Raw genomic sequence first — 20,188 nt, 5'->3', positions numbered from 1 at the left:
CTCAGAGCCCAGTGAGTCCTTTTTAAATAATATTAAACGTACATTGTGTATGAAAGTAGGTCATCCTACTGCGTAGCACACCATGGCTCCAAATAAGAGAAACCCGTTACAGCAATGTGACGGGTTTTTTGTTATCTGGAATAAAATTAAAGCTCTCAGCTGCACAGTGCCAACCTATACACCGTAGCGTGGGTTGAGTACCTGATACCCACGGATAAATGAACGCGAAGACCACCTCAGAGTCCAATATATCCCTTTAAAACAGCTTAATTTTTGTTGTGGTTAATTGCCAAATTCAAGACTCACTCTTATTTATTCAACACATAAAAAAACCGCTTTGAGAGCGGTTTTATAGATTTAAGTAGATACTTTTATTTATAGCCGTTAGGGTTGTTACTTTGCCAACGCCAAGTATCTTGCATCATAGTATCAATACCTCGCTCTGCTTGCCAGCCAAGCTCTTGTGAAGCTTTTTCAGGTGCTGCATAACAAGCTGCAATATCACCTGGGCGACGTGGTGATAATTGGTAGGGGATTTCTTTTCCACAAGCTTTGCTAAAAGCATTTAGCATTTCAAGTACTGAGTAGCCATTACCCGTGCCAAGGTTATATACATGTGCACCAATATCTTGATTAATTTTGTTAAGTGCTTTTAGGTGTCCAAGCGCTAAGTCAACTACATGAATGTAATCTCGAACGCCGGTACCGTCCACTGTATCGTAGTCATCCCCGAACACGCCTAGCTGCTTTAATTTACCTACAGCAACCTGTGAGATATATGGAAGTAGGTTGTTTGGGATGCCATTTGGATCTTCACCTATTAAGCCAGATTCGTGAGCACCTACAGGGTTAAAATAACGCAATATTGCAAAAGCAAAGCGCTCATCAGACTTTGCTATGTCTTGCAGCATCATTTCAACCATTAGCTTTGATGTACCATAAGGGTTTGTAGTGCCGCCTACTGGGAAGTCTTCTTTAATAGGTAAACTTGCTGGGTCGCCGTAAACAGTAGCCGATGAACTAAATACGAGTTTAAATACACCGGCATCTCGCATTGCATCTACTAGCGTAAGTGTACCTTGAACATTATTTTGATAGTACTCAATAGGTTTTACTACTGATTCACCAACGGCTTTGAGCCCTGCAAAATGAATTACACTATCAATATCATGCTTATTAAAAACATTATCTAGAAATTCTTTATCAAGAATGTCGCCTTGATAAAAATGCGTACTTTTACCTGTTATTGTTTTTACTCGGTTAAGTGACTCAAGCGAAGAGTTACTCAAGTTATCAATGACAACAACATCGCTATTTTGTGTTAATAACTCAACTACGGTGTGCGAGCCTATATATCCTGCACCACCTGTTACTAAAATTGTCATGAAATCTCCATATATAAGGTGAACTAAGTTAATTTCACCATAATTCATCTGATATTACATGTTTTAAATTTATTATTTCTTACTATAGATGTTATTGACTGTATTTTTGATTACATATTTTATATAAATGATAACAATGACTGATTAGAGGGTTAAGCTATAGTTAAGTTGTAACTGCTATTATTTTACTTATAGTTACCCTGAATGTTTTTGGAGAATTGAAATGAATGCATTGAAAAAAATTGCTATCACAATGGTCATGGTAATTCCTGCACTTGCACATGCAGGGGAAGCTGTTGTTAAGTGGCATGACTTTAATGATTATCGTGACGTACGCCCTTCTAATGATGTTAAGGGAGCTTACCACAAACGTATTGCCTCTAGTTTTGAGAAGCACTTCAATAAACTTGCTGAAAAATTACCTGAAGGTTATAAATTTAATGTTGAAGTGACTGAACTTGATCTGGCTGGTGATGTGCAATTTGGGGGCATGAATGAGTTTAGAATTATTAAGCCAATTTTTCTACCACGTATTGAATTTAAATATTCTGTAACGGATAAAAACGGCCAAACTTTGATTGAAAATGACAATGTTTCGCTCAAAGATATGGGCTTTATGGATAGAATAAAAAGAGGTCGTGATGAAGAGTTTTACTATGATAAACGCTTGATCACAGAGTGGTTCGATAAAGAACTAATCCCTAAAGTAACCCCAGAATAGTGTTTTTAAAGCGCTTACTTATTTAAGTGAGCGCCTTTAAATTATTTGAAAGTTGCTAATAACTGTAATAATTGTTGTAGTTTAAGTACAGTTGATTTTAGTTTCTCTTCATCTAAACCGTCAGAACTTAAACTCTCAACATCTGCAGCAACATCTAGCACGTAAGGCTTGAAGCGTTTAGCTTCAAAATCAAACCCAGCGTCTGCTGAGAATAGTGCTTTGAACTTTCCATGACCTTGTTGTTGAAGATCATCTAATTTTTTATCAGCATCAAGTGATTGACGATAAACGATTTTTAAGTTGGCATTAAGTTGCTCAATAATTGAATCCATTTTTTTCCTAAAGCTTTAAACTGCAATGCCGATATAGTACGTGGATTGCAAATAAAAGTCAGGTATTGAACTATGAATATATCAGGTGGAAACTTACCGGCCATGAGTGGTGCGGGTGAAAGTGCAGAAGTATATAGCGCAGCACTTGCCAAAAAGCAGCAGAAAGCGGATGGTGCAGCTGCTTTGGCATTAATTGAAGGTGCTGCTTCGTCTAGTATTGCACAGACCCCCGCTAACTCTGTTACTGCAACTTTAGGCAACAACGTAAACGTTTACGTTTAAATCAGTTTGAGATTGATGGGGGTTTTGCTTTGCTGGCCACCAATTTCTCGAACGAGTTTAGGAACTAAAAATCCTGGCAATGCAATAAGCATATCTGCCATTATTTTACGTGCGTGTGGTTCTTCAATATCAAAGTGACTAGCGCCTGCTACTTTGTCTAATAGGTAAAGATAATAAGGTAGTATGTCTGCATCAAATAATGCTTCACTCAATGCAATTTGTGCCGAGCTTGAATCATTAACATCTTTTAAGATCACCGCTTGATTCAATAATGTTACACCCGCTTTTTTTAATTGCTGCATTGCGGTTTTAAAATCATCATCTATCTCATTGGCATGATTAATGTGATTTATAAAGACTATTTTTAGGGGGGAGTTTGCTAAACGCTGGCACAGTTCATTAGTGATACGCGCTGGGATCACGACGGGAAGACGACTATGAATACGCATGCGCTTAATTTGCGGTAGCTGTTCAAGTTCATCCATAAACCAACTGATCGCATCATCTTTTGCCATCAGTGGGTCGCCGCCACTGAGAATAACTTCGTTAATATCAAGGTCTGACTTTATATATTCTAGTGCGTTAGGCAAGCTGCGTTTGTTTAACTGATTTTCTTGCTCTTCTAGCGGATCGTTACTAAAACCGGATTTTTCAATGAATTCTTGATGGCGAGGCACTACCTGCAGTAAAAGTGGGTTATTAATATCGCCATGCCCAAAACTTTACATAAAATGTTTTTGCTGCTAATTTGAACAATGTCAATAATAAGTATTTGATGGTTTATTGGTATCAAACGGCAGGAACAATTGTTAATTGAATTTTTTTAAAGGGTAACGATAAGATTAAAGCATAATAACTAGCTGCCATAGTATCCAAATATTATCGCAACTTTAATAGTTCACAGGGAGAATAGTATGAAAAGCTTAAAGTTATTAACGTTAGCGCTGTGTTTAAGTCCTATTGGTCTTGCACAAGCTGGTGAGTCGGTAGTTAAATGGCAAGATTTTGACAATTACCGCGATGTGCGTGCAGCAAATCAATCACCCAAGTCTTTTAAAAAGCAAATAACGATTAGCTTTGAAAAGCATTTTGCGAAATTAGCTGAAAAATTACCAAGTGGATATAAGATAAATGTAGAGGTTACAGATCTTGATTTAGCAGGTGGCATTGAATTTTCTGGTGCTAAAAAAGTAAGAGTAATTCAACCACTTCATTATCCACGGATAAAGCTTTCTTACACGTTAACTAATCCGCAGGGTGAAGTTGTGAATCATAATACTGAAGTGTCACTGAAAGATAGAGGATACTTAGATAGAATTAAGCGATCTAGCTCCAGATCATTTTATTATGAAAAACGTTTAGTAACTAACTGGTTTAATTCAAAAGTTTTATCTACAGTAGGCTAAATATAGCAAAGATTAAATTTAAAAATGCCGATAAGTTCTATCGGCATTTTGTATTTCAAGTTAAACAAAATTAAGCATCAATTTTTTAGTTATTTAAAAGTGGCGAGTAAAGTAATTAACGGTCAAAATTTAATTACGGCAGTTCTTTAACTTTTCTTTGCTAAAACCATCGGTTGATAAGTTTCTACATCGACTACAACATCTATTCCATAGGGTGTTAGCGCTTAGCTTCAAAGTCATAATCAGCTTCCTTCCAAATAAGGCTTTAAATTTACCAGCAATGACTGGCGCGGTGAAAATGCTAAATTTTACAGCGCGGCACTTGCCAAAAAGCAGCAGAAAGCGGATGGCAGCGGCTGCTCTCGCGCTGATTGATTGAAGGCGCTGCAAATACTAGCGTAGCACAGACCCCCGCTAACTCTGTTACTGCAACTTTAGGCAACAACGTAAACGTTTACGTTTAAATCAATTTGAGATCGATGGGGGTTTTGCTTTGCTGACCACCAATTTCTCGAACGAGTTTAGGAACTAAAAATCCTGGCAATGCAATAAGCATATCTGCCATTATTTTACGTGCGTGTGGTTCTTCAATATCAAAGTGACTAGCGCCTGCTACTTTGTCTAATAGGTAAAGATAATAAGGTAGTATGTCTGCATCAAATAATGCTTCACTCAATGCAATTTGTGCCGAGCTTGAATCATTAACATCTTTTAAGATCACCGCTTGATTCAATAATGTTACACCCGCTTTTTTTAATTGCTGCATTGCGGTTTTAAAATCATCATCTATCTCATTGGCATGATTAATGTGATTTATAAAGACTATTTTTAGGGGGGAGTTTGCTAAACGCTGGCACAGTTCATTAGTGATACGCGCTGGGATCACGACGGGAAGACGACTATGAATACGCATGCGCTTAATTTGCGGTAGCTGTTCAAGTTCATCCATAAACCAACTGATCGCATCATCTTTTGCCATCAGTGGGTCGCCGCCACTGAGAATAACTTCATTAATATTACTGTCTGATTTTATATATTCTAATGCATCCAGTAAGCTGCGTTTGTTTAACTGGTTTTCTTGATAAGGAAAGTGACGACGAAAGCAATATCTACAATTCACCGCACAACCCGTCTTAAACATAACGAGCACTCTAGACTTATATTTATGGAGTAAGCCTGTTTGTGTATTGTCTTGCTCTTCTAGCGGATCGTTACTAAAACCGGTTTTTTCAATAAATTCTTGATGGCGAGGCATGACCTGCAGTAAAAGTGGGTCGTTAATATCACCATAGCGCATTTTTTTTATAAAAGGGACAGGTACGCGCACAGGGAATAAACTGCGAGCTTTTATGTCTTTTTCATGTACTTGGCTTGAAAGCCCGACCATTTCTAGCAAGGTTTTTGGGCAAGTAACTACATTAGCTAATTCTTTTTGCCAGTTTTTATGCAAATTTGCTTCATTTCTTTGTATCATTGGTAAGTAGATTACTCGAAAAATTATTAGACAGAGGAAACGATGGCGAATTATAGCACTAATGAGTTCAAGGGCGGCCTAAAAATTATGATGGACGGCGAACCTTGCAGTATTTTAGAAAATGAAATGGTAAAACCTGGTAAAGGCCAAGCGTTTAACCGTGTTCGTATCCGTAAGCTTATCTCTGGAAAAGTGCTTGAAAAAACATTTAAATCTGGCGAATCAGTTGAAGGTGCTGATGTAATGGATACCGATCTTGCTTATCTTTATACAGATGGTGAGTTTTGGCATTTCATGAACAACGAAACGTTTGAGCAAATTGCCGCGGATGAAAAAGCGTTAGGCGATGCTGTAAAATGGCTCGTTGAAAACGATTTATGTACTATCACATTATGGAACGGCAGCCCAATCGCAGTAACTCCGCCTAACTTTGTTGAGCTTGAGATCACAGAAACAGACCCAGGCCTAAAAGGTGACACTGCGGGTACAGGTGGTAAGCCAGCTACATTAAGCACAGGTGCTGTAGTACGTGTACCTTTGTTTGTACAAATTGGTGAAGTGATTAAAGTAGACACTCGTAGCGGTGAATACGTAGGCCGTGTTAAGTAAGCTATAACACTGTTTAATAGAATCCCGGCTTCAGGCTGGGATTTTTTTTGGAGAAAATATGTCAGCAGATCTTTGGGAGCCAAGTGCACAGGTTGCAACCTTGCAGCAACGAGCCGAAATTTTACGGGCCATTCGCGAGTTTTTTTATCAACGTAATGTAATGGAAGTTGAAACTCCTAGCCTAAGCGGAGCAAGTGTAACGGATATCCATCTAGCTAGCTTTAAAACTCATTTTGTAGGCCCGGGCCATGCTGCTGGACTCGATTTATATCTTCAAACCTCGCCTGAATTTGCCATGAAACGGTTATTAGCGGCTGGTAGTGGGGCTATTTATCAAATCTGTAAAGCATTTCGAAATGAAGAAGCAGGAAAGCACCATAACCCTGAGTTTACTATGTTGGAATGGTATCGCCCTGAGTTTGATGAGTTTGCATTAATGGATGAAATAGATGAGCTAATGCAGTTAGTTCTCGGTGTACTGCCCGCAGAGCGTTTAACCTATCAACAGGCTTTTGAGCAAGTGCTGGGCCTTGATCCGCTTACGGCCTCACTTGAGCAATTACAGCAACTTGCCATAGAGCAAGGTTTTGCTGATATTGCTGCAGATGAGACTCATCGAGATACGTTATTGCAATTGTTATTCTGCATGAAGGTAGAGCCAACAATCGGTCAAGATAAGCCTTGCTTTGTATACCACTTTCCAGCCTCTCAAGCCGCTTTAGCAAGCATTTGTGAGCACGATGAGCGCGTTGCTGGGCGGTTTGAGCTTTATTATCAAAACATGGAGCTAGCAAACGGCTTTAATGAGCTTACAGACGCGCAAGAGCAAGCGAAACGGTTTATGGGTGATAACACCTATCGTAAAGCAAATAACTCACCTGAAGTGCCTATAGACTCGCGCTTAATCAAAGCCCTTGAGCATGGTTTACCACAATGTGCAGGCGTTGCACTTGGGATTGATAGGCTAGTAATGCTAGCAACACAAAAACAAACGATAAAAGAGGTTATCGCATTTGATGTGGCACGCGCATAAGCTGTAGCAGCGGGTTTACCCCGCGTTTGTCTTTAGCTTTAAAAGCGCGACATAAAGTCGCGCCTACGGTTTATAACTCGTAAATAAAGGTAACACCTGCAACCATTGGCTCACCCAATTGCGTGTAGGTGTGTGTTTGCCAACCGTCAGTTGGATCATTACCAAACTCAAAACCACGAGTTGGCACTTCTTCATCAAACACGTTACGTGCCCAGGCACGAATTGACCACATGTCCGCCTCGTAACCTGTAGTGAAGTTAACTAAGTTAACGCTAGGGGCTTGCGAGTTGTGACTATCAGAGAAGTAATAATCATCTTTACCTTCAACACCAATAGTCGCAAATAACTCATTAGTAAAGTTATAACGCGCAGTAAATGCGTATTGATATTTAGGTGATTGTGCTTGCTCGCGGCCATCTTGGTCTAAACCTGATTTTGCAACAAAATCGTTGATTTTGGTATTCAAATAACCAGCACTACCAGTCAAAAATAGATCATCGGTTAACTGATAACTGCCCTCAATTTCAAGGCCATAATTTTCACCAGAACTTGCGTTATCAACATAGCCAGTAAACTTCTGGCCATCGACTTGCCACGCTTTAAGCTGCATATCTTCGCGGTACATATAAAAAGCCGCTAAGCGAAGAACAAACTTGTCATCGAGTGAGCTGCCTTTAACACCAAACTCACCACTCCATAAGTATTCAGGAGCAAAGCTTGTATGATTTTGAAAAAAATCAGCATCGAGGTTTAGTCCATCATCTTTCGCTTTAGCCAGTGCCTCTGAGTTAATACCGCCGGCTTTATAGCCACGGGTTAGGCTAGTGTAGATCATAGTGCGATCAATCACTTGATACTCAAGGGCTAATTTACCACCAACCATAATATCGTCAGTATCATTAATAAAACCATTGTTATCAGTGTAATCACCTTGGTACTGTTCAACACGTAGGCCGGTAACTAATGTGGTTTTATTACCAATAGGTGTCGCTAATTGGCCATAAGCTGCAATATTACTAGTTTCGTAAGTTGATAAGAATGGGTTTGCAAGCCAAGTATATTGGCGCTCTAAATCAACATCTCGACCTTGATAATAAAGCCCTGCTACCCAGTTACCACCTTTGCCATTAAATTGCAGTTCTGCGGCTTGGTCTTGACGATCTCTAAAATAAACGTCGGTTGAACTATAACCTTCAGGGTGAAGGCCCGCAGCGCAAAGTTCAGGTTTGTTTATATCATTACATACCCAATCTTCATCAAAACTGTAAAGCAATTCGCTATCAATGCCTGACAGGTTTAAGCTAACGTCAAATAAATCAAATCCAGTGTAAATATTGGCAAGGCCAACAGCAATGCTTTCTTGATTATCTTGGCCAGGCTGATCGGCTACGCTGTTGCGGCTGTTATCAAGGGTAAATGCATCATAGCCGTTATTGATATCGATATAATGGACACTGAGCTCAGAGCGTAAATCATTAGTCAATTGGCTATGCAGCTTAAAGCGGCTAACAATTTCATCTTGTTGTTGTGTTGGTTTATTTAAATAAAGGTTATCTTGATAACCGTCAGATTCACGTTGATAAATACTACCACGCACAGCTGTATCGTCAGTTATACCAGTACCTGCTGCAATACCGGCTTCGTAGCTATTAAAATTACCTGCGCCAAGCTGCACTTTTACACTCGGATCAAAAGTAGGATCGGCTGATTCCATTTGAATCATACCTGCCATGCCGTCAGCACCAAAGCGAGTACCTTGAGGGCCGCGATAAATTTCAATTTGGTCTACATCAAACAGTAATGAGCTGCCGCCGAGTCCTGAATTGTTAATTCCGTCAATGACTAAGCCGACAGATGGGTTGATAGGATCAACGAATTGAGAGCGTAGACCAACACCACGAATTTGAATATAACGACCGCGAGATGCCCCTGCTGAAAAATTCACATTGGCGGCACTAGCAAGCATTTCATCTAAAAATGTCGCACCACGTTCATTAATTTCGTGCTCACTAAATAAACTTGCACTAGCGCTGAGGGTTTGAATGCTTTCTTTTTGAAAGTCCCCAGTAACCAGTATTTTTTCAAGATCAGTATCTTCAGCAAAGGCTGGAGCGCTTAATAAAGGGATAAGCGCGGCAGTAATTAAAGACAGACGTAGTTTCATTCGGTTTCTTAACTCCATTTCGGGGACGTGCATGATAACAACTATTCTCATTAATGTCGTGATACCAGCTGTATTAATATGCTATAAACGCGCACAGTATACATAATTAGGAATATTAATATGACCTTTAAAGTTGACTTTAAAGTACGCGATTACGAATGCGATCTGCAAGGAATTGTAAATAATAGTGTTTACTTTAACTATCTTGAGCATGCTCGTCATGAGTTCTTACATGCTAACGGTATTGATTTTGCTAAACTTGCTCGCGATAAAATAAATCTAGTAGTTATGCGTAGTGAAATGGATTATAAACAGTCACTCAAGCCCGCAGATGAGTTTTACGTAGTGGTTGAGCCTGAACGCATTAGTCGCTTAAAGTTTGGCTTTCGTCAAACAGTGATACGCAAACATGATGAAAAAGTAATGCTTAAAGCGTTGGTAATAGGTACTTCTGTTAATGAACAAGGTCGTCCTTTTTTGCCAGAGGAAATTGATAATTTATTTCACACATCCTGAGTAAGCTTTGATGTTGAAAGTTTATTACTATCTTAGAACAATTTTTTACATTAAAAACATGCATTATTAACGGTATCCATGGTTAATTATTGTTATTATGTTCCGATTGAATTTTAGGTTAATAATTACATGAAATTAGCAGCAATACCGATGCTTATAATCGGGTTATGTATTGGCTGCTCATCGACAGGGACAGTCACCAGTGAGCAATTAAAATACACTAAGTGGCAACTATCACGAGTAGATGGTTTAGCAATTCCTGCGTCTTATAGCGCGTCGTTAAGTTTTATTGAAGCATTGCAAGTTAATGGGTTTGCTGGTTGTAATAAGTTTTTTGGTGAAGGTGAATTAACTAATAACCAGCTAAGTATCAATAAACTCGGTATGACGAGAAAATCATGTGGCGAGCAATTAGATCAATTTGAGCAACAGCTATTAGATTCGCTAAAGCAAGGTGCGCAGGTTCAGCTACAATCGCAGCAGCTGATTATAAATGGCGAGCAAACCTTTGTGTTTATTCCTGCGGGTTGATCTATAAGCAACCTCTTGCAGGCTAACTGCAACTAACGTACACTCGTCAGCGAACAATATATAGAATTTTTACTTGTCGGAGTGCCTTGAGTATTAACTCAAAGGCTGAGATCGCGAAAGCGGGATCCGTGAACCTGATCAGGCTAACACCTGCGTAGGGAACAAGCTGCCTTAAACAGGTGCTTGTGCGCCATTTTTTGGCGTATAATACCAATCGACTTAAATATTTAGCCATTCTAGCGTGCTAAATAAAGCGCTAACTGCGTTATAAATTTCTCATGTAGAACAACTGCATGTCAAAATTTATGCCTTGTTATCACTCTATTTATCAGTCGCTATAAATGACTAATAACTTAACACGATTGGTATAAGCACTGTGGCTGCCAAGGTTGGTAGTATATGCATAATACCAATCTACGATCCATGTAGCAGTTGCTACTCTCTATTGCATTTGCAATATCTGACAAGACAACCCTTTTAGCAATGAGGTAAGTCATGTCAAACACATCAAATAAACCGTCTCGCCGCGAAACTCGTGCGGCTGCATCAGATTATATTTATAACCTTACTGGGCAACCATTCCCTAGCTCTCATAAAGTGTATGTTGAAGGCACGCAAGAAAATGTACGCGTGGGTATGCGTGAAATCACCCTAAGCGACACTTTTGTTGGTGGAACAGATGAGAATCCAATTTATGAGCCGAATGAACCGCTTCGTGTATATGATACATCAGGCCCTTATACCGATCCTGACTTTACGCTAGACGTACGTAAAGGTTTAGATAAATACCGCGAACAATGGATTGAAAGCCGTGGCGATACTGAGGTTTTAGAATCAGTTACTTCACAATTTTCACAGCAGCGCATGGCCGATGAAGGGCTCGATCATATTCGCTTTGAGCACTTACCAAAAATCCGCCGTGCTAAGGCGGGCAAAAATGTGACGCAAATGCATTATGCACGCCAAGGTATTATCACCCCTGAAATGGAGTATGTGGCAGTACGTGAAAATATGGGCCGTGCAGAAATTCGTAAAGAGCTATTAGCTGAGCAGCACAAGGGCGAGTCATTTGGGGCAAGTATTCCGGAGTTTATTACCCCTGAATTTGTTCGTGATGAAATCGCTCGTGGTCGCGCAATACTTCCCAACAATATTAATCACCCAGAAACAGAGCCAATGATTGTGGGGCGTAACTTTTTAGTCAAAGTAAACGCCAATATTGGTAATTCATCGGTAAGCTCATCTATCGAAGAAGAAGTTGAAAAAATGGTTTGGTCAACGCGTTGGGGCGCCGACACGGTAATGGACTTATCAACTGGCCGTTATATTCACGAAACGCGCGAGTGGGTGGTCCGTAACTCACCAGTGCCAATCGGTACAGTACCAATTTACCAAGCGCTTGAAAAAGTAAACGGCGTGGCAGAGGATTTAACCTGGGAAATATTCCGCGATACCTTGATTGAACAAGCTGAACAAGGTGTTGATTACTTTACTATTCACGCGGGTGTATTGTTACGCTATGTACCAATGACAGCCAAGCGAGTTACAGGGATTGTGTCACGCGGTGGTTCAATCATGGCTAAATGGTGTTTAGCACACCATAAAGAAAACTTCCTTTACACTCACTTTGAAGATATCTGCGAAATCTTAAAACAATACGATGTGTGTTTTTCACTAGGTGATGGCCTGCGCCCGGGTTCAATTGCCGATGCTAACGATGAAGCGCAATTTAGCGAGCTACGCACCTTAGGTGAACTGACAAAAATAGCCTGGAAACACGACGTACAAGTATTTATTGAAGGCCCAGGTCACGTGCCAATGCACATGATCAAAGATAATATGGAAGAGCAGCTTAAACATTGTGACGAAGCGCCATTTTATACATTAGGCCCGCTTACTACTGATATTGCTCCAGGCTATGATCATATCACATCGGGTATTGGTGCGGCGCAAATTGCTTGGTATGGCTGTGCTATGTTGTGTTACGTAACACCAAAAGAGCATTTAGGCTTACCCAATAAAGAAGATGTAAAAGAAGGCTTAATTACCTATAAAATTGCCGCCCATGCTGCGGATTTAGCCAAAGGTCACCCAGGTGCACAAGAGCGTGATAATGCGTTATCTAAAGCGCGCTTTGAGTTCCGCTGGCATGACCAATTTAATATTGGCTTAGATCCTGTTCGTGCCCGTGAATATCATGACGAAACCTTACCGCAAGAGTCTGGCAAAGTAGCTCATTTTTGCTCTATGTGTGGGCCAAAATTCTGCTCAATGAAAATCACCCAAGAAGTGCGTGAATATGCCAAAGATCTGGAATCGCGTGGTATCGACCCTAATAATGTGGGAGATGCGATTGAAATTAAAATGGTTGATGTAGAAGCTGAAATGAAAGCGAAATCTGAAGAGTTTAAACAAACCGGCTCAGAGATTTATCATAAAGCGATATAAGCGAAGGGACTAGGTGCTAGGGAAGAGACTAGGCTCTAGGATGTTTTTAACCTAGAACCTAGAACCTAGAACCTAGAACCTATAGGGATTCTTATGTCTTACAACATTGCGGTGGTGGGGTTTGGCTTAACAGGGCGCTTGGCGGCGCTTGAATTGAGCTTAGCGCATAATGTAACGGTTTATGAAGCTGATGACGCACAGGCTCGTAATAGTGCTGGGTGTGTTGCCGCAGCTATGCTTGCGCCTTTAGCTGAGTCAGTCTTGTGTGAGCAGGACTTAGCGCTTATGGGGCTTGACTCAATAAACCGCTGGCCGGGAATTTTAGCGCAGCTTGATGACGAGGTGTTTTTTCAGCAGCAAGGTACGCTGGTGGTTGCTCATCAACAAGACAAAGGCGACTTGCAGAGCTTCATTGAACGGCTAAAACCATTAGCTAATCATCATGCTCAGCAGTTAAGTGGTGCACATATTAGTGAGCTTGAACCTGAATTATCTGGGCACTTTAATCAAGGCGTTTATTTACCTTGCGAAGGGCAGATAGATAATCAGGCTTTTTATCAAGCAAGCTTTAACACACTCAAAGCACGTGATGTGCGGTTTAATTTTGCTGAAAATATTAATCCTGCTTGCGAGCAACTTCAGCAGTCATATGATTACATTATTGATTGTAGAGGCTTAGGTGCTAAAAGTGCACAGTGTAAGCTGCGTGGTGTACGTGGGGAAGTGATTCGCTTACATGCGCCCGAGGTTAACCTCACGCGTCCTGTACGGTTAATGCACCCGCGCTACCCACTGTATATTGCGCCTAAACCGAATCATGAATACGTTATTGGCGCGACTGAAATTGAATCACAAGATAATGGGCCAGCCACAGTACGCTCAACCCTTGAGTTGTTATCAGCGGCGTATACCGTACATAGTGGCTTTGCTGAAGCGCGCATTATCAATATTCAAACGGGATTGCGCCCCGCATTTAGTGATAATCGCCCACAAGTGAAACGCCAAGGTAAGGTGATCAGTATTAATGGTTTGTACCGACATGGTTACTTACTTGCACCAAGCTTAGTAGCTGACGCCGTCGCGTTAATTAAATAGGTTAAAAGATGAAGATTACAATTAATGGCCAGTCGTTTGAAACCAAAAACCAAACGACATTAGCTAAAGTACTTGCGGAGTTTGGTGCTAAAGAACCCTTCGCGGTAGCGTTAAATGGCGATTTTATCCCACGTAAAAACTGTGATGAGATTGTAATTACGCAAGGCGATAGCCTCGAGCTTCTCTCGCCAATTCAAGGGGGCTGAGATGAGTGATAGCTTTAGCATTTATGGCGAACAAATAACCAGTCGTTTACTAATTGGTTCAGCCCTTTATCCGTCGCCTGCGATTATGGCCGATTCAATTAAAGCCTCAGGCGCACAAGTGGTTACTGTTTCGCTGCGACGCCAGCAAAGTGCAGCCGCTGGAGATGACTTTTGGCAGCTAATAAAAGACACAGGTTTAAAAATATTACCCAATACCGCAGGATGCCATAGTGTCAAAGAAGCGGTAACGCTGGCACAAATGTGTCGCGAAGTATTTGCCACCGATTGGATAAAGCTCGAACTGATTGGAGATGAATATAATCTTCAGCCGGACCCGTTTGCTTTGCTAGAGGCAACAAAAATACTAATGGATGATGGTTTTAAAGTATTGCCTTATTGCACTGATGACTTAGTACTTTGCCAACGATTAGCCGATGTCGGTTGCGAGGTGTTGATGCCTTGGGGAGCGCCAATAGGCACCGGTAAAGGGTTATTAAACCAATACAATTTAAAAACCATTCGCGAGCGCTTACCAGAACTCACTTTAATTGTTGATGCGGGGCTTGGTTTGCCCTCTCATGCATGCCAAGCGCTTGAGCTTGGTTATGATGGTGTTTTGTTAAATTCGGCTATTGCAGGGGCGGGTTGCCCTGTTACCATGAGCCACGCCTTTAAAGCGGCGGTCGATGCTGGACGTTTTGCTTATACAGCCAAAGCTATGCCAGAAAAAGACGTGGCCGCGCCATCAACACCCACTATGGGTATGCCTTTTTGGCATCAAACGTAATAAATTAGGAATAACGATGAATCAAGTTGTTTGGACAATTGCAGGCTCTGACTCTGGCGGTGGTGCAGGTATTCAGGCTGATATAAAAGGTATGCAAAGTTTTGGCGTGCATGGCTGTACAGCCATTACTGCACTTACGGCACAAAACAGTTTAGGTGTTGAATCGCTAAACCCCATTTCAACAGAGGTGATTGAATCACAACTACTTGCTTTGGCCAGCGACATGAAAGCAAGCGTGATTAAAATAGGTATGCTCGCCAACGTACAGCAAATACAGCTTATTAGTGAGCATATTAAGCATTATAAAGCTACATGGCCAACACCGCCTTTAGTGGTTTATGACCCCGTCGCTATTGCCAGTAGTGGTGACTTACTCACTGAAGAAGACACCGTTAGCGCAATAAAAGAATGTTTATTACCGCTGGTGGATGTGATCACCCCAAATACTCATGAAACTCAACTATTAACAGGTGTTTATTTAATTGGCCCAAGCGCGGTGATTGAAGCGGCTGAAAAGCTGCAAAGCTGGGGAGCAAAAGCCGTGGTGATCAAAGGTGGGCATTGGGATTACCCAAGTGGTTACTGCATCGATTATTGCCGTGAAAACACCACTGATGGCGCAAATGAATATTGGCTAGGTAATGAAAAAATTGCCACACCGCATAGTCACGGTACAGGTTGTAGCATGGCGTCTGTAATTGCGGCGTGCTTAGCAAAACAATACCCTCTTAAAGATGCGTTTATTTTAGCAAAAGCGTATATCAATCAAGGCTTAAAAGCAGCTGTGCGTTATGGCGAAGGCATTGGCCCCGTTGCACAAACCTGTTTTCCGCAAAATATTGATGATTACCCACAAGTTATTGAAGCGGGAAGTTGGCTCGGTGATGAGCTAGATTTTGATGCGCCGAATGAGTTTACTATGGCCGCTAACTTTGCTGCGTGTGAAAGCAAGCAGCTAGGTTTATATGCGGTAGTTGATACGGTTGATTGGCTAGAAAAATGCTTAGCGCAAGGTATTAAAACCGTGCAGTTACGTATTAAGCAGGGCTGTGATAGTGAGCTTGATACTGCTGTTGCAGCCGCTGTTACCCTTGGCCAAAAATATGAAGGTAACGTGTATATAAACGATCATTGGCAATTGGCAATTAAACACGGCGCTTACGGCGTACATTTAGGCCAAGAAGATTTGTTAAAGGCTAACCTAGTCGCTATTAAAGAGGCGGGTTTACGCTTAGGGCTTTCAACTCATGGCTTTTATGAAATGATCCGCGCACATAATTATCGCCCAAGCTATATGGCGTTTGGTGCTATTTACCCCACCACCACCAAAGATATGACGGGGCAAATTCAAGGTCTTGAAAAGCTCAAGCACTTTGTGCCGTTAATGCAAGATTACCCGACAGTCGCGATTGGTGGTATCGACCTATCCCGTGCTAGTGAAGTGGCTGCAACTGGTGTTGGCAGTGTAGCAGTGGTAAGAGCCATTACCGAAGCTGATGATTACCAGCAAGCTATTGCAGATTTACAAAGCGCTATAGGTCATTAAATAATGAGTGAGTTATCTGACAAAGAGCAGCTGCGTTATAGCCGTCACTTAATGCTCAAAGAAGTGGGTCTTGAAGGTCAGCTAAAATTAAAATCAGCCCATGTGGTGGTGGTTGGTGCGGGCGGTTTAGGCAGCCCAGCACTGTTATATTTAGCAGCCTCTGGCGTGGGAGAACTCACTTTACTGGATGACGATAAAGTAGAGCTTTCTAACTTGCAGCGCCAAGTGCTCTACAAAGTAAATCATTTAGGGCAAGCCAAAGTAAGCGCCGCTGGTAAAGTGCTTGGTAGTTTGAATAATCAAATTACTGTAAATACAATCGAGCAGCAATTAACGGAGCATAATGCCGAGAAAATTTTTGCTGGTGCTACCTTAGTGCTTGATTGCAGTGATAACTTTACTACACGTTATACTGTTAACCGTTTTTGTTTAAAGGCAGGAATACCGCTGATATCCGGTGCGGCAATCGCCAGTGAAGGGCAGTTGATGTGTTTTGACTTTCGTAGCCCACAAAGCCCTTGCTACGGCTGCTTGTTTCCAGAGCAACCAACAGAGCAAGCGTTAAATTGTGATAATGCTGGCGTATTAAGCCCGTTATTGGGAGTAATAGGTTCAATGCAGGCACTATTAGCAATTAACCTAATACTGGGTCACCACGAGGGGAGCCAATTTGTGCGCTTTGATGGATTGAGTTTGACGCAACAGCAGTTTAGATTAACTAAAGCACCTGAATGCACTGAATGTGGATTGTAATGAAAGCGCGAGGTAACACTCGCGCTACTTTATGGCGTTGAGTACTTTACTCTGTAATTTTGGCGAACGGTGTGCCCATACGCGTTACCGTTTCAGGTTGCTGATCAGCTAAGATTTCTGCCTGATTAGCGCCCCACGCTAAAATAACCGTAGAGCCAAGCTTAAAGCGGCCCATTTCTTCACCTTTTTTCAAAGTGATTGCATTATCGCCAGTGGTTGGGTAATTCCAACTAAATACGTCTTTCCCTGCTGGTGGTGTTACCGTACCAGCCCAAACTGTTTCAATGCTTGCGACAATCGTTGCGCCGACTAATACCATCGCAAGAGGGCCAATTTCGGTGTCAAAAATGGCGACTACACGCTCATTACGGGCAAATAAATTAGGCACATTTTGCGCTGTTAGTGGGTTTACCGAAAATAAATCACCTGGCACATAAATCATTTTTCTTAATGTACCGTCGATAGGCATATGAATACGGTGATAATCTTTTGGTGCTAAATAAATCGTCGCAAATTCACCGCCTAAAAATGGGGCTGTGTCTTGCTCTGAGCCGCCAAGCAATGCTTGTAAGCTGTAGTCGTGACCTTTTGCTTGAATAAGTTGGCCATCAACAATCGGGCCAAGCTGGCTAATTGCACCGTCCACAGGGTGAGCGATTATATCATTTTCAGTATTTAGTGGGCGTACACCTTCTTTAAGCGGGCGGGTAAAAAACTCATTAAAGGTTTTATAATGACTAGGCTCACTATATTGAGCTTCACTCATATCAATTTTATATTGTTTAATGAATAGTTTAATTAACCATGTTGTTAGGCCACCAAGTCGTGCAGCAGCTAATTTACCTACCATGCGTGATAGAAAATGTTTTGGCATTGCATATTGCATGGTAATTTTGAATTTATCTAAACTCACTTGTTTCTTCCTAAATTATACGCGCGGAGCGCGAGCTCCAGCACGGCCATCGGCCATTGTTTCTAAAATTCGGTGGTAACTTTCAAAGCGTAGCTCTGAAATTTCACCATCATCAACCGCTTGGCGAATAATACAGCCAGGGTCATTTAAATGTTTGCAGTCGCGAAAGCGGCAACCGCCAATAAATTCACGGAACTCTTTAAAGCACCAAGTTACACGTTCAACCTCTAAGTGCCATAAGCCAAACTCTCTAATACCTGGAGAATCGATAAGGTTACCACCTGAAGGTAAATGGTGTAACCGCGACACGGTCGTTGTGTGTTGACCAAGACCACTGTTTTCAGAAACTTCTTTAGTTAGTATTTCAGCATCAGGCAGTACGGTATTAACCAGTGTTGATTTACCAACACCACTTTGACCAACAAAAATGCTATTTTTATCCACTAACGTTTGCTTTAAAGCATCTATACCTTGTGCAGTTTTGTTACTCACAAGGAAAACTTGATAGCCGAGTTTACGATAGATATCGAGTACTTCCTCAATGGCTTTAAGGCCTTGTTCGTCAATAAGGTCTATTTTGTTGAGCACTAAGATAGGCTCAATCCCCATATCTTCACAAGCCACTAGGTAGCGGTCGATAATATTTGCAGTAAACTCAGGTAATACCGCTGAAACCATGAGAATCTGATCAATATTTGCTGCGACAACTTTAACGCCATCGTAAAAATCGGGGCGTGTTAATTGTGAGCGACGTTCATGCATCGCCTCAATAACACCTGCTATATCGCCTTCGCTTACTTTTGCTCGGCGAAATTGTACTTCATCACCGCAAACAATGCCTTTAACAGTACGACGAATATTACAACGCAGCACATCACCATTATCGGTTTCGATATCGGCGTGTTGACCAAAACGACTAATAACCACCGCATTTTCAGCAGGGCCTAAATTGTCGTTTTGCAGTTGCTCATTTGTCCCTTTAGCTGACTTAGCGTCGGCGTTGGACAAGCGTTTTTGGTGATTAGCCTTGATCCTACGGGATTGGCCTTTACTTAATTTCTTCTGTTTTGCCACTTTTGGCCTATAACTTAGTTAAATGTCGCGCTTTTTGAAAAAAAAGCTTTAGGTCGACTGATGATACTAATATGATATATCTAAATGCGTTAGATCTAAAGGAAAGCACCGCAAGGTAATTATGTCTTTTCATAAATCAAATCTGATTTGGCTCGACCTCGAAATGACAGGTCTAGAACCAAGTACAGACAAAATACTCGAAATAGCGACTGTTGTCACCGATAGTGAGCTAAACATCTTGGCTGAAGGCCCAACGATTGCTATTCATCAAAGCGATGAATTGTTAGATGGGATGGATGAATGGTGTACCACTCAACACGGTAAATCAGGGCTTACGGCTCGTTGTAAGGCAAGTACTTATGATGAAGCTTATGCTGTTGAGCAGACCATTGAATTTTTAAAGCAATGGGTTCCTGCTGGGGCATCGCCTATGTGTGGAAACTCCATTGGTCAAGACAGACGCTTTATGAATAAGTATATGCGTGAGTTAGAAGATTACTTCCATTACCGTAACTTAGACGTGAGCACTATTAAAGAGCTTGCTAGACGTTGGAAACCCGAGGTTTTAGCGCAAGTGAACAAAAAAGGCTCACACCTTGCTCTTGATGACATTAAAGATTCCATCATGGAATTGAAAGTCTACCGAGAAAAATTCTTTAATTTGTAAAAAATACTTGCAAACACATCGAATTATTGTAGAATCCTGCCCCGCTTAAGACGATAACCCCCGCGGGGTTAGTGCGTTTAAGCTGATTGAAATATGGCACTAGCTCAGTTGCCAGAACGTTTTACCGCGACTCGTCGCGCACCAACGGATAAATTACTGACTATTTTGAATGCGGCACTAGCTCAGTTGGTAGAGCGCGACCTTGCCAAGGTCGAGGTCACGAGTTCGAGCCTCGTGTGCCGCTCC

The 20,188-nt window shown here is 41.5% G+C and carries 20 protein-coding genes, 1 tRNA gene, 2 pseudogenes and 1 riboswitch; of the genes and pseudogenes, 16 read left to right on the top strand and 7 right to left on the bottom strand.

Going from position 1 to position 20,188, the window contains the following annotated elements; translation table 11 throughout:
- Nucleotides 1–371: 371 nt before the first annotated feature.
- Nucleotides 372–1,385 (bottom strand): UDP-glucose 4-epimerase GalE, encoded by a 1,014-nt coding sequence (gene galE, locus ACHUE3_RS19620; RefSeq protein ID WP_394193980.1) that lies wholly within the window; start codon nt 1,383–1,385, stop codon nt 372–374.
- Between the two features lie 223 nt (nt 1,386–1,608).
- On the opposite strand from galE, the gene ACHUE3_RS19615 reads away from it, so the two are divergent.
- The gene (locus ACHUE3_RS19615) at nt 1,609–2,106 is read left to right on the top strand and encodes a DUF3016 domain-containing protein (protein WP_394193979.1); all 498 of its coding nucleotides are present in this window, start codon (nt 1,609–1,611) and stop codon (nt 2,104–2,106) included.
- Nucleotides 2,107–2,147: 41 nt separating this feature from the next.
- On the opposite strand, the gene ACHUE3_RS19610 is transcribed toward ACHUE3_RS19615, so the two are convergent.
- A complete protein-coding gene (locus ACHUE3_RS19610) occupies nt 2,148–2,438 on the bottom strand; it encodes a prephenate dehydrogenase (RefSeq protein ID WP_394193978.1) in 291 nt (96 codons plus the stop codon).
- A gap of 72 nt (nt 2,439–2,510) precedes the next feature.
- On the opposite strand from ACHUE3_RS19610, the gene ACHUE3_RS19605 reads away from it, so the two are divergent.
- Complete coding sequence (locus ACHUE3_RS19605) at nt 2,511–2,720, top strand: hypothetical protein (RefSeq protein ID WP_394193976.1); 210 nt, start codon at nt 2,511–2,513, stop codon at nt 2,718–2,720.
- Here ACHUE3_RS19605 and ACHUE3_RS19600 read toward each other — a convergent pair.
- Nucleotides 2,717–3,430: pseudogene (locus tag ACHUE3_RS19600) on the bottom strand (KamA family radical SAM protein); the annotation flags it as partial. The gene ACHUE3_RS19605 and the pseudogene ACHUE3_RS19600 sit on opposite strands and share 4 nt — an antisense overlap.
- A 204-nt stretch (nt 3,431–3,634) precedes the next feature.
- Here ACHUE3_RS19600 and ACHUE3_RS19595 point away from each other — a divergent pair.
- Both ACHUE3_RS19595 and ACHUE3_RS19590 read left to right on the top strand, forming a co-directional pair.
- Complete coding sequence (locus ACHUE3_RS19595) at nt 3,635–4,126, top strand: DUF3016 domain-containing protein (RefSeq protein ID WP_394193974.1); 492 nt, start codon at nt 3,635–3,637, stop codon at nt 4,124–4,126.
- Between the two features lie 280 nt (nt 4,127–4,406).
- Nucleotides 4,407–4,590, top strand: a pseudogene (locus tag ACHUE3_RS19590) (hypothetical protein).
- On the opposite strand, the gene epmB reads toward ACHUE3_RS19590, so the two are convergent.
- Nucleotides 4,587–5,600: an EF-P beta-lysylation protein EpmB gene (gene epmB / locus ACHUE3_RS19585; protein ID WP_394193972.1), complete on the bottom strand. Its 1,014-nt coding sequence runs from the start codon at nt 5,598–5,600 to the stop codon at nt 4,587–4,589. The pseudogene ACHUE3_RS19590 and the gene epmB overlap by 4 nt on opposite strands.
- Nucleotides 5,601–5,642: 42 nt before the next feature.
- Between epmB and efp the strand changes: the two genes are divergently transcribed.
- Nucleotides 5,643–6,209: an elongation factor P gene (efp, locus tag ACHUE3_RS19580; protein WP_099297804.1), complete on the top strand. Its 567-nt coding sequence runs from the start codon at nt 5,643–5,645 to the stop codon at nt 6,207–6,209.
- Between the two features lie 58 nt (nt 6,210–6,267).
- Entirely contained in the window at nt 6,268–7,242 is a 975-nt protein-coding gene (gene epmA / locus ACHUE3_RS19575) for an elongation factor P--(R)-beta-lysine ligase (protein WP_394193971.1), read from the top strand.
- A gap of 70 nt (nt 7,243–7,312) precedes the next feature.
- Here epmA and ACHUE3_RS19570 read toward each other — a convergent pair whose 3' ends face one another.
- A complete protein-coding gene (locus ACHUE3_RS19570; protein ID WP_394193970.1) occupies nt 7,313–9,406 on the bottom strand; it encodes a TonB-dependent receptor in 2,094 nt (697 codons plus the stop codon).
- A gap of 120 nt (nt 9,407–9,526) precedes the next feature.
- Here ACHUE3_RS19570 and ACHUE3_RS19565 point away from each other — a divergent pair, with 120 nt between their 5' ends.
- From ACHUE3_RS19565 to ACHUE3_RS19530, 8 genes are all read left to right on the top strand, one after another.
- Nucleotides 9,527–9,922 (top strand): acyl-CoA thioesterase, encoded by a 396-nt coding sequence (locus tag ACHUE3_RS19565; protein ID WP_394193969.1) that lies wholly within the window; start codon nt 9,527–9,529, stop codon nt 9,920–9,922.
- Between the two features lie 129 nt (nt 9,923–10,051).
- Complete coding sequence (locus ACHUE3_RS19560; RefSeq protein WP_394193967.1) at nt 10,052–10,453, top strand: META domain-containing protein; 402 nt, start codon at nt 10,052–10,054, stop codon at nt 10,451–10,453.
- A gap of 67 nt (nt 10,454–10,520) precedes the next feature.
- Nucleotides 10,521–10,631: riboswitch (TPP riboswitch) on the top strand.
- 317 nt (nt 10,632–10,948) lie between these two features.
- Nucleotides 10,949–12,901 carry a phosphomethylpyrimidine synthase ThiC gene (thiC, locus tag ACHUE3_RS19555; protein ID WP_394193966.1) on the top strand — a complete coding sequence of 651 codons (1,953 nt, stop codon included), beginning with the start codon at nt 10,949–10,951 and terminating at the stop codon, nt 12,899–12,901.
- Nucleotides 12,902–12,994: 93 nt separating this feature from the next.
- Nucleotides 12,995–13,996, top strand: coding sequence for an FAD-dependent oxidoreductase (locus tag ACHUE3_RS19550; protein ID WP_394193965.1), 1,002 nt, complete (start codon nt 12,995–12,997; stop codon nt 13,994–13,996).
- An 8-nt stretch (nt 13,997–14,004) separates the two neighbouring features.
- Complete coding sequence (gene thiS / locus ACHUE3_RS19545; protein WP_394193964.1) at nt 14,005–14,202, top strand: sulfur carrier protein ThiS; 198 nt, start codon at nt 14,005–14,007, stop codon at nt 14,200–14,202.
- Between the two features lies 1 nt (nt 14,203).
- Complete coding sequence (locus ACHUE3_RS19540) at nt 14,204–14,989, top strand: thiazole synthase (RefSeq protein WP_394193963.1); 786 nt, start codon at nt 14,204–14,206, stop codon at nt 14,987–14,989.
- A 16-nt stretch (nt 14,990–15,005) separates the two neighbouring features.
- Entirely contained in the window at nt 15,006–16,535 is a 1,530-nt protein-coding gene (gene thiE, locus ACHUE3_RS19535) for a thiamine phosphate synthase (protein WP_394193962.1), read from the top strand.
- Nucleotides 16,536–16,538: 3 nt separating this feature from the next.
- Nucleotides 16,539–17,288, top strand: coding sequence for a HesA/MoeB/ThiF family protein (locus ACHUE3_RS19530; protein WP_394193961.1), 750 nt, complete (start codon nt 16,539–16,541; stop codon nt 17,286–17,288).
- Between the two features lie 46 nt (nt 17,289–17,334).
- Here ACHUE3_RS19530 and asd read toward each other — a convergent pair whose 3' ends face one another.
- Nucleotides 17,335–18,201, bottom strand: a complete 867-nt coding sequence (asd, locus tag ACHUE3_RS19525) for an archaetidylserine decarboxylase (protein ID WP_394193960.1) — start codon at nt 18,199–18,201, stop codon at nt 17,335–17,337.
- 15 nt (nt 18,202–18,216) lie between these two features.
- On the bottom strand, nt 18,217–19,275 hold the full coding sequence (gene rsgA / locus ACHUE3_RS19520) for a small ribosomal subunit biogenesis GTPase RsgA (protein WP_394193959.1): 1,059 nt from the start codon (nt 19,273–19,275) through the stop codon (nt 18,217–18,219).
- Between the two features lie 121 nt (nt 19,276–19,396).
- On the opposite strand from rsgA, the gene orn reads away from it, so the two are divergent.
- Nucleotides 19,397–19,942 (top strand): oligoribonuclease, encoded by a 546-nt coding sequence (orn, locus tag ACHUE3_RS19515; protein ID WP_394193958.1) that lies wholly within the window; start codon nt 19,397–19,399, stop codon nt 19,940–19,942.
- Between the two features lie 171 nt (nt 19,943–20,113).
- Nucleotides 20,114–20,186: transfer RNA gene (locus tag ACHUE3_RS19510), tRNA-Gly, on the top strand.
- Nucleotides 20,187–20,188 lie beyond the last annotated feature (2 nt).

The sequence above is a fragment of the Pseudoalteromonas atlantica genome, from assembly GCF_043641955.1.
Lineage (GTDB): Bacteria > Pseudomonadota > Gammaproteobacteria > Enterobacterales > Alteromonadaceae > Pseudoalteromonas > Pseudoalteromonas atlantica_A.
The sequence above is the reverse complement of the archived record's forward strand: the minus strand, read 5'-3'. Positions and strand labels throughout refer to the sequence as shown.